The 14,706-nt window shown below is 70.2% G+C and carries 12 protein-coding genes and 1 tRNA gene; 7 read left to right on the plus strand and 6 right to left on the minus strand.

Annotated features, from left to right (window positions below; translation table 11 throughout):
• Window positions 1-8: 8 nt before the first annotated feature.
• From N2652_03600 to N2652_03610, 3 genes are all read left to right on the plus strand, one after another.
• Entirely contained in the window at window positions 9-3,227 is a 3,219-nt protein-coding gene (locus tag N2652_03600; GenBank protein MCX7818281.1) for a LamG domain-containing protein, read from the plus strand.
• Window positions 3,224-5,173 carry a DUF1593 domain-containing protein gene (locus N2652_03605; protein MCX7818282.1) on the plus strand — a complete coding sequence of 650 codons (1,950 nt, stop codon included), beginning with the start codon at window positions 3,224-3,226 and terminating at the stop codon, window positions 5,171-5,173. The genes N2652_03600 and N2652_03605 overlap by 4 nt, the downstream gene beginning before the upstream one ends.
• An 80-nt stretch (window positions 5,174-5,253) precedes the next feature.
• Window positions 5,254-5,586: a KTSC domain-containing protein gene (locus tag N2652_03610; protein MCX7818283.1), complete on the plus strand. Its 333-nt coding sequence runs from the start codon at window positions 5,254-5,256 to the stop codon at window positions 5,584-5,586.
• Here N2652_03610 and N2652_03615 read toward each other — a convergent pair.
• From N2652_03615 to N2652_03635, 5 genes are read right to left on the minus strand one after another with little or no spacing between them, the layout of a single operon-like run.
• Complete coding sequence (locus N2652_03615) at window positions 5,525-6,682, minus strand: DHHA1 domain-containing protein (GenBank protein ID MCX7818284.1); 1,158 nt, start codon at window positions 6,680-6,682, stop codon at window positions 5,525-5,527. The two genes, N2652_03610 and N2652_03615, sit on opposite strands and share 62 nt — an antisense overlap.
• A gap of 13 nt (window positions 6,683-6,695) precedes the next feature.
• A complete protein-coding gene (locus N2652_03620; protein MCX7818285.1) occupies window positions 6,696-8,435 on the minus strand; it encodes a DNA topoisomerase VI subunit B in 1,740 nt (579 codons plus the stop codon).
• A gap of 25 nt (window positions 8,436-8,460) precedes the next feature.
• On the minus strand, window positions 8,461-9,816 hold the full coding sequence (locus N2652_03625; protein MCX7818286.1) for a hypothetical protein: 1,356 nt from the start codon (window positions 9,814-9,816) through the stop codon (window positions 8,461-8,463).
• Window positions 9,813-10,244, minus strand: a complete 432-nt coding sequence (locus N2652_03630) for an OsmC family protein (protein MCX7818287.1) — start codon at window positions 10,242-10,244, stop codon at window positions 9,813-9,815. Before N2652_03630 ends, N2652_03625 begins: the two co-directional genes overlap by 4 nt.
• Before the next feature lie 33 nt (window positions 10,245-10,277).
• A complete protein-coding gene (locus N2652_03635) occupies window positions 10,278-10,940 on the minus strand; it encodes a LysE family translocator (GenBank protein MCX7818288.1) in 663 nt (220 codons plus the stop codon).
• A 157-nt stretch (window positions 10,941-11,097) separates the two neighbouring features.
• Here N2652_03635 and dapA point away from each other — a divergent pair, with 157 nt between their 5' ends.
• The 4 genes from dapA to N2652_03655 all read left to right on the plus strand — a co-directional run bounded on the left by dapA (window position 11,098) and on the right by N2652_03655 (window position 12,836).
• The gene (gene dapA / locus N2652_03640) at window positions 11,098-12,024 is read left to right on the plus strand and encodes a 4-hydroxy-tetrahydrodipicolinate synthase (protein MCX7818289.1); all 927 of its coding nucleotides are present in this window, start codon (window positions 11,098-11,100) and stop codon (window positions 12,022-12,024) included.
• A 79-nt stretch (window positions 12,025-12,103) separates the two neighbouring features.
• Window positions 12,104-12,301 (plus strand): 50S ribosomal protein L35, encoded by a 198-nt coding sequence (gene rpmI, locus N2652_03645; GenBank protein ID MCX7818290.1) that lies wholly within the window; start codon window positions 12,104-12,106, stop codon window positions 12,299-12,301.
• A gap of 30 nt (window positions 12,302-12,331) precedes the next feature.
• Window positions 12,332-12,691 carry a 50S ribosomal protein L20 gene (gene rplT, locus N2652_03650; protein ID MCX7818291.1) on the plus strand — a complete coding sequence of 120 codons (360 nt, stop codon included), beginning with the start codon at window positions 12,332-12,334 and terminating at the stop codon, window positions 12,689-12,691.
• 64 nt (window positions 12,692-12,755) lie between these two features.
• A tRNA-Leu gene (locus tag N2652_03655) sits at window positions 12,756-12,836 on the plus strand.
• A gap of 19 nt (window positions 12,837-12,855) precedes the next feature.
• Here the strand turns inward: N2652_03655 and N2652_03660 are convergent.
• Window positions 12,856-14,562, minus strand: coding sequence for a carbon starvation protein A (locus N2652_03660; GenBank protein ID MCX7818292.1), 1,707 nt, complete (start codon window positions 14,560-14,562; stop codon window positions 12,856-12,858).
• Between the last annotated feature and the right edge of the window lie 144 nt (window positions 14,563-14,706).

Raw genomic sequence — 14,706 nt, forward strand, 5'->3', positions numbered from 1 at the left:
AGAGACGAATGAGACTCGAGCTTCGGGCCTGGCGGGCAGCGATCACTGCTGCGCTCCTCGGCGCCGCTGAAGCGGGCGCCGACGCGATCGCGCCCATGGCATGGCGCACCAACTTCGCGGAGGTCACCGAGACCGGCGACCTCCGCTGGACGCCGCGGCCCTTCCTCCCTCAACGGGGTGAGACGGTCCGCTTCATCGATCCCGAGAGCGGCGACGATGCGCTCGCCGGCGACGCGCCGGACCGGGCGTGGCGTCACCATCCTTGGGATGCGTCGGCGACCGGCCGCGCCGCCGCGGAGCGCGAGGCCGACACCTATGTCTTTAAGGGCGGGACGATCTACCGCGGCCAGCTCACCGTCCGGCAGATGGGCCGGCCCGGCGCACCGATACGGCTGACCCGCGATCCCAGCTGGGGCCGCGGCGCGGCGATCCTCGCCGGATCGCGGCCGGTCACCAACTGGGTGCGCGGCGCGAACCGCGGCGATATCCCGGAGCCGCAGACGGTGTGGCGCGCGGAGCTCGACTTCGCGCCGAGAACACTCTGGGTCGTCGAGGCCGATGGTCGCGCCCGGCGTATTCCGCTGGCTCGTCATCCGAACTGGACCTCCGAGCCGGAGGATCACAAAGCGCAGTGGTTCCGCTGGACGAACGACCGCCATCCGTTCAAGCCGCGCGAAACTTTCAGCGCGAACGATTCGAAGAACCTGAAAGGCTGTGATCCGGACTTCGTGCTCGGTGCACTGATCTATTCGGAGTTCGGGTGGGTGATGGGAACGCCCTACCCCTCGCGCGTGCGCGCGTTCGATCCGTCCGATGGCTCGGTCCGTTTTGAGCGATGGACCGGGGGCGGCAACGCGGAAATCATCTTCCGCGGCATGCGCTACTATCTGGAGGACAAGCCGCAGTATCTCGACGATCCCGAGGGCGAGTTCTGGGTGGCTCGGCGGCGTGGCGGCAGCACGCTGTACCTGCGGCCGCCGGGCGGCGCGGACCCACGGACGTTGAGAATCGAGGCGGGCGCGCTGAGTGACATCCTGGTCGGCGAGGTGGTGCGCCATCTCGAAATCACCGGCCTCGAGTTCCGATGGACCACGCCGGCATGGGATCTGGACGTTGTCGCGTGGGACTTCCGCCAGCGGCCCTACACGATCCGTCCGGACGCGCAGCCGGCGGCGATTCGGTTCTGGGGTGAGGTGGAGCACCTGCGCATCGCGAACTGCCGGTTCGAGGACCTGGTGGCGGGGATCCGACTGCGGGCAACGCGAGAGGGGACGGCGGTGCGGTCGGTGGTGATCGAGGACAACGAGTTTCGGAACTGCGATGTCGCGGCGATCCATCTGAGCGACGGCGCCGGGTGGGGCTACGCCCATCCGGTCGGCGTGCTCGACGATGTTGCGATCTACCGCAACCATGCGACGCACATCGGTTTCCGACCCACCCGCTACGAACGAGGCACCGCGATCGGATTGGACCACGCCCGCCGCGCACACATCGCCGGCAACGTGGTGGAACGCACCGGCGCGCAGGCGATCAACGTGGTGGGTGGAAAGAGCGCGACGCGCGGGGAGGTGCCGCTGGTGCGCGTGCTGATCCAGCAGAACAAGGCGTGGAAGACCATGCAGAACGGGAACGACTTCGGCGGCATCGAGAGCTGGCAGCACGGGCCGGTGTACATCTTCAACAACCTCAGCCACGACGCGCGCGGTCAGCGCGAGGGCGAGCGAATGTTTCACGGGCGCAGCGCCGGGTTCGGGCATGCGTACTATTTGGACGGCGGCTTCCAGCACTACGTTTTCAACAACATCGCCTGGGGACGTTCGAACGATCCTACCTCGCCGCTGGTGAACTGTGCCGCGTTTCAGGAGATCATTGGCTTTCAAAACCTGTTCTTGAACAACACCGCCTGGAACTACACCGTCGGTTCCCGTCGCCAGGCGCCCGAGGCGGGCCGCAACCGCTACATCGGCAACGTGTGGCAAGCGATCAGTGAACGGGTGTTTCGGCACGCGGAGCCGGCGAAGACGCGCGCGCAGGGGAACGAGGCGCACGCGGCCGCCGCGGAGGGCGGACGGATCGAGCACGAGCTCAACATTTATGCGGCGAACGTGTTTCACGATGTGGCGGAGCTCGGCGTGGTCGAACTCTCCGGCCGGTGGCTCAGGACGCTGGAGGAGTTCCGCAGCGCGTTGGTCGCGGCGCGCGCGCGCGTGGCGGACGTCGGGCGCATGGACCCGGTGCCGACGCTGCGCGATCCGGCGCGCGGCGACTTCCGGCTGAATCCCGCGTCGGCCGCGGTGGACGGCGGCGCGCTCGCGTTTGTGCCCTGGTCGCTTTGGGGCGTCGTCGGCGAGTGGCACTTCCTGCCGGCAGGCGATGATCCATCGCTGATCCCGGACGAGCACTGGTACGCGAAGGATTTCCTCACCGAGCGAACGGAGTACCGGCACCGCCCCACCTACCCGCTGCGGGTGGTGCATGGGGCGGTGACGGATTATGTGCCAGGCATCCTCGAGACATATGCGCCGGGGGCGTTGCGGTTGGATCCGAACCGCCGAATGTACGCGGTGGTGCCGCACGCGCAGCTCGCCCGGCCGTTCACCGCAAATCTCGCGACGCGTCCCGCGCACGGACAGGATCCCGCCCGCCGAGCGTTCACGTTCGAGGGCGATGAGCTGCGCACTGCGGACATTCACCGCGGCAACCTGCTGATCGAGGTCGTGCTGCAGGCCCGAGGCGATGGGCTGGTGGTGGGCAAGCAGCAGGGGCCGGGCTACCGACTGGAACTGCGCGGCGGCCGAGCGGTGTTCTCGATTGCGGGCGCGGAGGGGGGCCGGGGAGAGGTCGTTTCGAGTGGCGCCGTCGCGGACGGGCAGTGGCGGCATCTGGTGGCGGAAGCGGACCGCAGCGCCCGGCAGCTGCGGCTCTATCTGGACGGCCGGCCGGATGCGGCCGCGCCGGGTCCCGGACCGGAATCGCTCGCGAACGAGGGCGACCTGTGCGTGGGCGGAACGCCCGGCGGCGGCTGGCTGGACGCGACGGTCGACTTTCTGCGGATTGCGCGGGGCACACTCGCGGACGCGCACACGACGATCGAGGAACTCTACACTTGGCAGTTCGACGGGCCTGCGCGGCGCGACATGCTTGGCCGGCCGCCGCACGGTCGGGCGCGGGACGCCGGCGCCATCGAGTGCGTGGAGGCGTCCAGCTCAGGCGGTGAAGCGAAATGATGCGGACGCTCCGCCTGCGCCCGGGCGCGCGGATCATGGTCCGCCGAACGCTCGCCGTGGCGGCGGCGATCGGCCTTGTTGGCGCATCCCTCGGTGCCGTTCCGGAGTGGTTCGGCCGCCCGGGCGCGGTGTGGTATGACAACGACGATCACCGCGACGCCTATGCCGACGAGTACATTTTGGCGCTCGCACACCTCGGTGAACTCGCGCTGTTGGGGATCTCCACCAGCATCACCTGTGGCGAGCGCGACGCTGATGCGCTCCGCACAGGCCGGGTCTGGATCGCGCAACTGGCGCGAGAAAGCGGACTGCAAGGTGTGCCCGCGCCGATCGCTGGCGCCAGCGGGCCGTTCCGGACGCCGCCCTCGGGCCGCATCGAGGACACCGTCCCGCTGAACCTGGAGGCCGCCACCGCGCTGATCGAGCACGCGCGGTGCGCGACGGCGGAGCAGCCGCTCGTGTTTGTGGCCGGCGGCGCGCTGACGGTGGCCGCGGACGCGTTGATTCGTGCTCCCGAGATCGCGTCCCGGCTCATTGTGGCCGGCATGTTTGGTGTGCCGGAGCCGGATGCGAACGCGAGGTTGGATATCTGGGCGTGGACGATCGTCGTATCCCGATGTCGCGTGTTGGCAGTGCCGCGCAACGTGGCGGCCGCGGCGGAGGTGCCGAAGGAGCGCCTCCGCCGGGAGCTTCCGCGCGGGGTGCCGTTGTTTCGCTGGATCGCCGACAAGCATCATCCGGACGGCGCCGGGCCGGCCGAACGTGACGTGGACGGCGCCGCCGTCATTGCGCTGAAACGGCCGGATTATCTGCGCGCGGTGCGCCGCTGGCGTCCGGATGGCGTGCGGCCCGACGGGGCGGTGAAGCTCGTCCGCGACGACGCCGGCCCCGTGATCGAGCTGATCGAAGCCGACCGGGCCGTGGCCACCGCGGAGTTCTGGCGTGCGATGCTCACGCTGCGCGACTCGCTGCAGCGCGACAGGTTCACCGGGCCCGCACCGATGCTGACCGACGACGGTCAGCCCACCGGCGGGGCGCTCGCGGGGGAGCGCTTCCGCGTGATCATCTGCACCGACATCGGCGGCGATGACCCCGACGACATCCAGTCGCTGGTTCACTATCTGGTGCATGCCGATCTGTTTGATACGGAGGGGCTGGTGTCGTCCCCACCGAAAGCAGGCCGCGCGCGGGACATCCATCAAGTGCTGGACGCGTACGAACGGGACCATCCTCGGTTGCGGCGGTATTCCGAGCGGTTTCCGGCGCCAGACGCGTTGCGAGCGCTCGTGAAGCAGGGCGCGACCGATCCCGCGCCCGCGGCGGGTTGGTCAGTCCCGACGGAGGGATCGCGGTGGATCATTGAAAGAGCGCGCGCGCCGGACCCGCGCCCGCTGTGGGTGCTGGTCTGGGGGTGCCTGACCGATGTCGCGCAGGCGCTGCACGACGCGCCGGACATCACCCGAACACTGCGCGTATACGCGATCGGTTCCTGGAACACCCGTCAGGATCCGGCGGCGCGCCAATATGTGGTGCGGTCGCATCCGGACCTCTGGTTGATCGAGACCGACACCACCTTTCGCGGCGCCTACGTGGGCGGGCCGCAGTCGGGCGACTGGAGCAATGCGGGTTTCGTGGAGCGGTACGTGCGAGGACGCGGGGCACTGGGTGAGCTGTACTGGGCCAGCAAGCCGGAGCTCAAGATGGGCGACACGCCGTCGGTGCTGTACTTGTTGCGCGGGCCGCACGAAGATCCGACCGCGGAGCACTGGGGTGGGGCTTTCGTACGGCAGGGTCCCGGGCGCCCGCACTGGGTGGACGACCCCGACCCGGCGCGACGTGAGGCGGCGGGGCGGGTCGAGTATGCGGGGGCGCGTACGGTCAGCCGCTGGCGCGAGGCGTGGCTGCAGGAGTGGCGCCGTCGCATGGGATGGCTGCGCACGCGCTGAAGCAGGTGGTGAGGACGATGCACGGTTTGTGCGCGGCGATGGGTTTGCGCTACGCTGTCGGCGGCACAGGAGAGCGCAAGATGAGCAGGCGGTCCATTCGTGCGGCGGCGATCGCGGTGGTGCTGGCCGCACTATGGCTGGGCGCGGGGTGTGTGACGGCCGGGGGGGCGGCGGGTCGGTTCGAGCGGCTGCTGACGCCGGAACTGTACAGTTTCCGCTATGACGCCGACACGCAGCGGCTGACCGTGGTCACGCGCTCGGGGGACGTGATCGAGCACGAGGGAGTCGCGGCGGAGACGGTGGCCGAGTGGCGCCGGGCGGAGGACCGCGACGCGTTTTACCGGGATCAGATCAAGGCGAAGTGGCCGGGTCGGCCGATGGACCTGTCGGCGCCGGCGTTGCCGGCGCCGTAGCGGGAGCGGTGGAGGGGGACGAGGGCTCGCCGGCGAGGGCGCGCGCGCGCGCGGCGCCCTGCGCCGCGGGCGCGCGCCCGCGAGGTGCCAGCATCTTCAGCAACTGGGCGCGGATCTGCTCGAGCAGTGCGGTTCGCTGGGCGGCATCGAGCCCCGGCACGGGGATTGCGCCGGCCGCCAGGCGGTCGTGTCCGCCGCCGCTGCCGCGCCGGCCGACCACCGCGCGGATGATCGCGCCGCAGCGCGCATTCCGGCGGTTGCTGCGGATCGAGACCAGCAGCGTGTCCTCCCGGAACGCGGTGCAGAACGCATACGACACCCGCTCGAGCCGCGCGAGACGGTCGGCGATCTCCGGCACGATCTCGGGGTTTGGCACCGCGGCGAGGTGGGACCAGGCGGTGTGGCCGTACACGCGCGCGTTCGCGAGCGCCTCGCGCAGCAGCGAAAAGTAATCGGCGGTGAGCGGCGCGTGGCGGATCAGACCGCGCAGACGCAGGCTCGCCCGCGGAAGCAGTGAAAGATAGGCGGCGCGGTCCTCCGGTGCGCCCCCGCGGGTGAAGTCCATCGTTTCGCTTTCGATCGCGTAGACCATGCAGGCGGCCAGCCACGCTGGCGGCTCCACGCCGGCCGCCTCGAGATATTCATGCAGAATCGAAGTGCACGCGCCCAGATGCGGGCGGATATCCGCAAACGGCGGCAGCGGTGCGGCGGGATGGTGCGGGAGGGGATGATGGTCAAACACCGCGATCGGGCGCATCCACGGCGCCAGCGTGACGTTGCCGGAGCCGGGGCGCGCATCCACCAGCAGTACCGGAGCCGGGCGCCGCGGCGGATGCAACGACTCCAGCGGCCAGAGGCGGTGGCGAAAATGCCGCACCATCTCCCGGTTTTCCGCGCGCGCGATCGCGCCGGTGTAGACGATGCGACTGGGCAGGTGCCAGCGCCGTTCCAGCAGCAGATGCAGCGCGCCGGCGGAGGCCAGCGCGTCCGGATCCGGATAGTCGTGCGGCACGATCAGGAGGCGACCGCGGCGCGGCAGACGTCGGTCCAGCAGCGCCAACCGTTCGGCCGCGGTGGGGGGCAACGCTTCGCTCATGGCCGGGCGGGGGTCATGACTCGGGACGTGAGTGCTTGAGCATGCGCGATAGCCGGACGCGCAGATCGGCCTCCGTGCGCTCGGGGAGCGAGAGAATCGCGGCCAGACCGCGCGCCAGATGCGGAATGTAGGTCTCGATGTATTCGCGCTTCCGCCGTGATTCCTCCTCCCGACGGCGGCGACTGAGAAACTGCGCGAGGCGCCGACCACATTCCTGTAGCGCGAACACCGCCTCGCGCAGGATTTCCGGGTAGGCGGCGACCGCGTCCTTGCTTTCGCTGGTGAACGGCACCCAGACGCTCGCGATGTGGAGCAACAGCACCACGGGTCCGACCGGCAGCGCCCCCTTCGGCTGCGCCAGGCCGTAGGTCTTCCAGTTCACGCTGATCACTGCGCGCGTGAGTGCACAGGCTCCGGCCTGGTAGAGCAGCGGCACGCGGTTGGCAAACCGCAGCACCCGCACGGGTTCGTCCGCGGCGCCCTCGGCGCCGACGATCGGCTCGGGCCGACCCCAGGCGAGACCGGCCTCGATCAAAAATGGGTTCCCGCGGTAGACCGCCGGAGGTCGGCTCACCGCGGTGACGAAATCGGCGCGGATCTCTTTCTGCAACCCCGCAACAATCGCGGGTTCCCCGATCGGCGCCAGGCAATCGGTCGGTGGCCGCATGAGCTTCGTGTTCTGAATAGCGCGGTACAGGGTTTCCGCGTCCGCGTGCGCGATGCGCGCGGGCCGCGCCGCCGGGTCCAGACCCGCGCGCCGGCAGATCTCGAGCGCGGTGCGGTCGCTCACGCGCGAGAACTCCGATGCGAGCGCGGAGCGCAGCGTCCGGGCGGGAGTGTCTTTCAGAATTTGCATCAACATGCCGAGCTCAACGCCGTGCGGATGGGGCAGAATCTCCGCCGGCGGCGGCGGCATCTCCTCCACCGCTCGGCGAAACGTCCGCCACTGCGCGGCCGCCGGCGCGACGGCTTCTGCGGTGGGGGAAGGCGCGGTGTCAGCGGGCGCATCGGTGCCGTCGCCAGTCTCCTCGCCGCGCGGGCGCAGTCGAAGCCGGTAGTGAAGCTGCGCATGCGGATTCGCGATCGCGCACTGTTGCAGAAACTCGTCCACCGAAAGCCGCCCTCGCACGTAGGCGGCCTCCAGTTCCATGGTCACCGCGGTGCCGTGGTCATAGGCGACCGGCGCCTCTGGCCGATCCGGGTCCGGGAAGGTCGGGCGCCAGTCGCACTCCTCCTCCCGCAGCAGGATCGGCCGGTTCGCGCGGGTGTCGAGCAGCACCTCCATCCGGTGCGCGGGGCGGGCGCGGCAGGTGCGCGAAACGATTTCTGTTGCGCGGCCGGTGGTCAGCTGCCCGTACATGCCGGCGGCGCTGATACCAATGCCCTGCTGCCCCCGCGCCATGCGCAGCCGGTGGAACTTCGAGCCGTAGAGCAGCTTCGCGAAGATCTTCGGCACCTGCGCGCGCACGATGCCCGGGCCGTTGTCGGTGACCGTGATTCGGAAGCGGGTCGGCCCGATCTGTTCGATGTCCACCGCCACTTCGGGCCGGATGCCGGCCTCCTCGCAGGCGTCCAGGGAGTTGTCCACTGCTTCCTTCACCGCGGTGAGCAGCGCGCGGCGGGGACTGTCGAAACCCAGCAGATGCCGGTTCTTGAGGAAGAATTCCGACACCGAGATCTCCCGCTGTCGCTGCGCGAGCGTCTCCGCGGTTTCCACGCGGCGGCGTTCGTTCGGCGTGGCGGGTCGCTTCAAGGTTCGCACGCGCTCCGGTGGCATCTCAGCGCGAAGCGGTCCAGACGATGCGCCGGACGGAGGTGGTCGGGTCCGCGGTCCGCATCATCAGATCAATGCGCGCGCACACCGCCCACTCCGGCACGACGAGCCGCCGCCGCGATTCGCCCGGTCGCAGCGGGGGCTCCGACGCGGTGCGGCCGCCGGTGGGTGCGCCGGTATTACGCCAGCGCACCACCAGCGACGCGTCCGTCCCCTCGACCCAATCGACCTGCAGCTGCACCTCTCGCCCGCCTGTGACGGGGACCGCCTCGCTCTCCCAGGCGTCCTTCTGGCGATGCCAGTAGTCCGGCGCGTCCGCCCGCACCCACCGCAGCGAGAAGTCCGGATTCATCAGGGTCGAGCCCTCGCCCAGAGGCGGGGCCGGCGCAAAGTCCACCTCGATCCGCTCACGGTCGCCCACCCGCGCACGCGCGCGCCATGGCGGACATCCCGGCACCGCCGCAAGCAGTTCGTATTCTCCGGCTGGCACGCCGCGCAGGCTCCACTGGCCCTCCGCGTCGCAGACGGTGGACCACGGCCGGCCGGCGATCATCACCTTCGGCCGGGGGATGACCGCGGGCACCCGCAGACGACCGCAGAGCTCCCCCTCGGGACCGGAGCGGGGCCGCATCGCTAGCCGGCCCAGCGTCTCGAGCACGTCCGCGCTGAGCTTGGCCGACTCGTTGGCGCTGATCAGCGCGATCGCTTCGACCGCCGGCCGGTTCGAGGCCGCGGCAAGGGGTTCGATGCGCTGGCCGCGCTCGGCGGCGTCGGCGACGTGCACTCGCATCGCCGACGCGAACGCGTTCGGCGCATCGGTCTCGCGCTCGCACAGCATTCGCGGCACATGATCGGGGATCGCGATCCGATCCGCGGGCACCCAGTTTTCCATCGGCCCGTGCGGACCGCGCGGCCATGCGTGCGGCGGGGCGCCGCTGTCCTGCACGTAGTGCAGCAGCGTGCCGACCCAGCGCGCGGCGTTCCGCGGCGTCTCCATTCTCAGCGCGTCCAGCGCGCGCTGAAAATGCGGCGCCCACGTCGTGGCCACCACGGGCATCGTGTGGGCGACGTCCGGCGGTACGCCGGGCAGATGCAGAAAATCGTCCGTGTGGAACAGCTCGCCCGCGCGCTCGCCCAGCGCCCGGCGGCGGTCGGGAAGCCAGCACCACGTCGTGAGCGTCTCCCACTCCGGCCCCAGGAGATGGCGGATCGCACTTTCGCTCGGAATGCGGGCCATCGCGGCGGCGGTGATCTCCGCATGCGGCCCCCAGGCGGTGGCGGTGCGCACCGCGGCGGCGGCCGCGGCGATCCACGCCGCTACGCTTCGGGCGCGCGGCGCCGGTTGGCTGCGATGGATCATTGGGCGGCACAGTCGAGCGAGAACTCGACCGGGAAGTTCACCGCCGCGCTGAGCGGGCAGTACTTTTCGGCCAGTTCCACTGCCTCCCGCAGGCGCGGTACATCCTCTTCCGTCGCAACGCGCGCGGTGATCCGCACCTCGATGCGGGTGAAGCGAAGGCCGCTGGGGCCCTTCTCCATCGTGCCGACCGCGCGGCTGGTCCAGCTTTTCAGGCCGATGTGCCGGCGCTGAACGAAGTACAGAGCGGTCAGCAGAATGCAGCTCTCGACGCCGGCGACCAGCAGGTCCTCTGGCGTCCATCGACCCGCCTCCCCGCCGAACTGCGGCGGCGACGAGATGTCCAGCGAAAGTCCGCCTTCGGTCCGCGTAACCAAGCGCTCGCCGCCCTGCCATTCCGTCGCGGTGACAAACGTGTGCATCGCAGTCATCTCCGGTTTTCACAATATGCGATCCGCGCTCACTCACCAAACCGATTGCGCGCCGAGCAGTCGGCGTGCGCCGGTGTGGAGAAACACCCCGCCGAGCCACAGCATCCCGGCCGTGCAGGCCAGCCCGAGCAGCCGCGCCGCGCCGGTCGAAAGCCAGCGCCGGCCCCGGGCGACCGCCGCGGAGACCGCGCCGTACCAGGCGAAGTCCGCGCCGACGTGGCCGGCATACACCGCGGCGACGCTGGGCCAGCCCTGTTCGACCGCGGGGGAGAGCATCGCCAGCCCGATCGTGGCCCACCAGAGGATCCAGTACGGATTCGAGAGACTCAGCACCACACCCAGAACCACCGGATGCAGCGCGGAGGGAGGCGCCGGCGCGATCCGGCTGGGGGAGGACACGAAGCGGTCCGCGCGCACGTCGGCCGCCATCCGCACCGCCAGTGCAATCAGCGCCAGACCACCACCGAGCAGCAGCGCGGTACGCACGGCCTCCCGGCGCAGCCAGCGGTCCAGACCGGCCAGCAGCGCCGCGATCAGCATGATTTCGAGCGCCGCGTGACCCGCGACGATCTGTGGTCCCGCGCGGGCGCCTCGCCGGACCGATTCAGCGACCGTCGCCGCGAACACCGGCCCCGGCGACATCGCGCCCGACAGCCCCACCACAAACGCGCCCACCGCCAGTTGCGCTAGGTTCACGCGTGCACAATACCTCATGCCGCCACCGCGCGCACCGCGCCCCGGGGAACTTGCTTTTCGACGCGCCGCCGGCGATGCTGGTGCCGCTGCACTGCCATCCCGGCCGGCGTCCGCGAATGCCGCGCCGTCGGTCCGCCGTGGGCATTCGAGGTTCGATGTGAGTTCTCAATCTTTGACACGCGCGCAGCTGCGCGGCACCTACACCGCGATCGTCACGCCGTTCACGCGCGACGGCGCGGTGGACTGGGTGCGGCTGCGCGAGCTGATCGAGTGGCAGATCGCGTCCGGCGTGGACGGCCTGGTGCCGGTTGGCACCACGGGCGAGTCGCCGACGTTGTCGATGGAAGAACACGCGCAGGTGGTCGAGGCGACGATCCGCGCGGTGGCTGGCCGCTGCCGGGTGATTGCGGGCACCGGGGCGAATGCGACGAGTGAGGCGCTGGAGCTCACCCGGCTCGCCCGCGACGCGGGCGCGGATGCGACGTTGCAGGTGACCCCCTACTATAACCGCCCGACGTCCGCCGGACTCATCGCGCACTTCACCGCGGTTGCCGAGCTGGGGCTGCCGGTGGTGCTGTACAACGTTCCCGGCCGTACCGGCCGCGAGATCCCCGTGGAGGTCGCGCTCGAGCTGGCGCGGCATCCGGGCGTGATCGGGATCAAAGAGGCGGCGGGCAACGTGGACCGCGTCAGCCGGTTGGTGCGGGAGACCGACTTGGCGGTGCTTTCCGGCGACGACGCGCTCGCCCTGCCGATGATCGCGGTCGGCGCGCGGGGGGTGATCAGCGTTGCGTCCAACGTGGTGCCCGCAGAGATCGTCGCCATGGTGCGGGCGGCGCTCGCCGGCCGGTTCGACGAGGCGCGCGAACGGCATCTGCGCCTGCACCCGTTGTTTGGTGCGCTCTTCATCGAGACGAACCCGATTCCGGTGAAAGCCGCGTTGGCAATGATGGGGCGGATCGAGGAGGCGTACCGGCTGCCGCTGTGCGCGATGGAGCCGGCGAACCGGCGCGCACTGGCGGCGGTGCTGCGCACGCTCGGGCTATTGCCCGAGGGGCTGGACAGCGCTGGTGCAGCGGTGTAGGCTCGACGCCCTTGTTCGTGTTTTAACCGCGCCGGACGCAGGTGTTCGGAGGCGGTGGCGAGCGGAAAGGCAGGATGCCATGCCGAAGATGAAGACTCGCAAATCGGTTGCGAAGCGGTTCAAGCGCACCGCCGGCGGAAAGTTCCGGCGTACCGCGGCCGGCCGGCGGCATCTGCTGAGCGGGAAGTCCCGGAAGCGCAAGCGCCAACTGCGCCGCGGCGGGCTGGTGTCGCCCGCGGACTATCGCCGGATCGCGCAGGCGCTCGCCGTGCACTGACGTTCGAATTTCTCTGCGGAGACCCCGTCCATGAGATCCACCAATGCACCTGCCTCCCGCCGTCGTCGGAAGCGTTTTCTCAAGCAGGCGGAAGGCTATTACGGCGCGCGCTCGCGGCTGTACCGCACTGCGCGGGAAACGGTCGAGCGCTCGATGACGATGGCCACCGCGCACCGCCGCGCGCGGAAGCGCGACTTCCGCGGGCTGTGGATCACGCGTCTGTCGGCCGCGGCGCGACAGCACGGCCTGACCTACAACCGTCTGATCCAGGGGCTGGCGAAGGCCGGCGTCGCGCTGAACCGCAAGATGCTCTCCGAAATTGCGCTGCAGGATCCGGCTGGTTTTGGCGCGCTGGTCGAGATCGCGCGCGCGAAGCTCGCCGCGGGCTGACCAGCGGCCGCACCCCGCCGCGCGCTTGCGCCCTCGGGCGCGCCGGTGAAGACTGGCTGTTGGTGCCCGGGTGGCGGAACGGCAGACGCAACGGACTTAAAATCCGTTTCCGAAAGGAGTGCGGGTTCGACTCCCGCCCCGGGCACGCCCGCACCCCGGGAAGTCTAGAGGGCGGGCCGAACGCGGCGGTGAAGCGCAAGGTCCGCCACCACCCACACCGCTAGCACCAGCAGCACCAGCGACACGCCACCGACGAACGCGCTCCCGTCCCGCGCGAGGTTGCTCCAGGCCAGCCGCGCAAGCGCGGTCATCGTCGTCGCGAGCATGAACAAGGCGGGCGTCAAGACGTAGGCGGCGGGCCGCCCTTCCGCGCGCAGCCAGCCGGACACCACCAGCAGCGCGAGCGCGGCGAGCAGCTGGTTCGACGCGCCGAACGCGGGCCAGATCGCCTTCCAAACCGGCATCATCACCCCGCCGGGGCCGGGCACCTCTCGGAAAACCACCAGCACCGGAATCGCCAGCACCAAGACCGTCGCGAGCAGCCGTACGCCGAGCGAACCGCTCCGTAGTCCCAGCAGCTCCTGCAGAAGGAAGCGCGCCAGACGGGTGCAGGTGTCGAGCGTCGTGAGCAGGAACGTGCTGACCGCGAGCATGCCGAACACCGTCGCGGCGGAGGCAGGCAATCCGAACACCTGCAGGAATCGGCCCAGGCCACCCGCGAAAATCTGCACCGGGTTCGCTGGGCTGCGCTCCGGCAGCGCCATCACCGTCATCACCGCGAGAATCGCGAGGATCCCCTCCACCAGCATCGCCCCGTAGCCGACTGGCCGCGCGGAGCCCTCCCGGTCGAGCTGCTTCGCGGTGGTGCCGGAGGCGACGATCGAGTGGAACCCCGACACCGCGCCGCAGGCGATGGTCACAAACAGCGCGGGGAAGATCGGGCCGAGGCTCGCGTCACGCCAGCCGAGCAGCGCCGGATAGGCCACCGCAACGCTGCCGCGCAGCGCCGAAACCGTTGCGCCTGCGACACCGCCGAGGAGACAGCCGTAGAGCAGAAACGACGCCAGGTAGTCGCGCGGCTGCAGCAGCAACCAGACCGGCAGCACGGAGGCCGCCAGGCAGTAGAACAGCAGCACGGCGCTCCAGAAGTGCTTTGCGGACCCGCCCAACGCCGGCACCATGTCCGCGGTGACGGGCCAGCGGTACCCGGCGTAGACCGCCGCAAACACCAGCGGTACGAACACCGCGGTTGCGGCGCCGAGCGGCACACCCAGCCGGTAGATCGCTGTGCCGAAGAGCAACGCCAGTGCGATGTACGTCAGCGAGGCGGCTGCGACCGCGCCCCCCTCGCGCACCGTCACGCGCGCGCTCTCCGGCAGCTCCGCCGCCACCCGCGCCACCGGCGCGAAGCTGGAGGCGGTCAGGTCCAGAAACACGATGATCACGTAGATCATCGAAAGGAGAATGAAGAGCAACAGCGCCCGGTGCGTGGCCGGGTGAATCAACCGCCGGCTGATGTCCGCGATGGAACGTCCGCCGTGACGGATGCTGGCGATCAGCGCGGTGAAGTCATGCACACCACCCACCAGCGCCGCACCGATCAAGATCCACGCCAGCGCCGGCACCCATCCGAACGCCATCGCCGCAATGACGGGGCCAACAATCGGGCCCGCACCCGCGATCGAGCTGAAGTGGTGCCCAAACAGCACCAGCGGCCGCGTGGCGACGAAGTCCACACCATCCGCGTGCGTGCGGGATGGGGTGGGGCGCGTGTCGTCCACGCCCAGCCACAGCGCGATGCGCCGGCCATACACCACGTACGCCAGGGCAAACAGCGCGACGCCGGCCAGCAGTGGCGCGAGGAAAAACACGCTCTACCCTACCGCCGGAGGTGGGGCACGTCCAGACTCACCGCCCCGACGTGCGGCGACCATTTGGTGTCCTCGTCACCGGTGCGGGTGGAGGGCCGGGTTCCACTCCGGCCTTGGATTGAGGGTGTCTGGCGTGCGGAGGGA

It is taken from the genome of Kiritimatiellia bacterium (genome assembly GCA_026417735.1).
Classification (GTDB): Bacteria; Verrucomicrobiota; Kiritimatiellia; order PWTM01; family PWTM01; genus CAACVY01.

Coding starts and splice junctions, on each gene's coding strand:
- N2652_03600 (MCX7818281.1), top strand. CDS start 9: ATGAGACTCGAGCTTCGGGCCTGGCGGGCAGCGATCACTGCTGCGCTC.
- N2652_03605 (MCX7818282.1), top strand. CDS start 3,224: ATGATGCGGACGCTCCGCCTGCGCCCGGGCGCGCGGATCATGGTCCGC.
- N2652_03610 (MCX7818283.1), top strand. CDS start 5,254: ATGAGCAGGCGGTCCATTCGTGCGGCGGCGATCGCGGTGGTGCTGGCC.
- N2652_03615 (MCX7818284.1), bottom strand. CDS start 6,682: ATGAGCGAAGCGTTGCCCCCCACCGCGGCCGAACGGTTGGCGCTGCTG.
- N2652_03625 (MCX7818286.1), bottom strand. CDS start 9,816: ATGATCCATCGCAGCCAACCGGCGCCGCGCGCCCGAAGCGTAGCGGCG.
- N2652_03630 (MCX7818287.1), bottom strand. CDS start 10,244: ATGACTGCGATGCACACGTTTGTCACCGCGACGGAATGGCAGGGCGGC.
- rpmI (MCX7818290.1), top strand. CDS start 12,104: ATGCCGAAGATGAAGACTCGCAAATCGGTTGCGAAGCGGTTCAAGCGC.
- rplT (MCX7818291.1), top strand. CDS start 12,332: ATGAGATCCACCAATGCACCTGCCTCCCGCCGTCGTCGGAAGCGTTTT.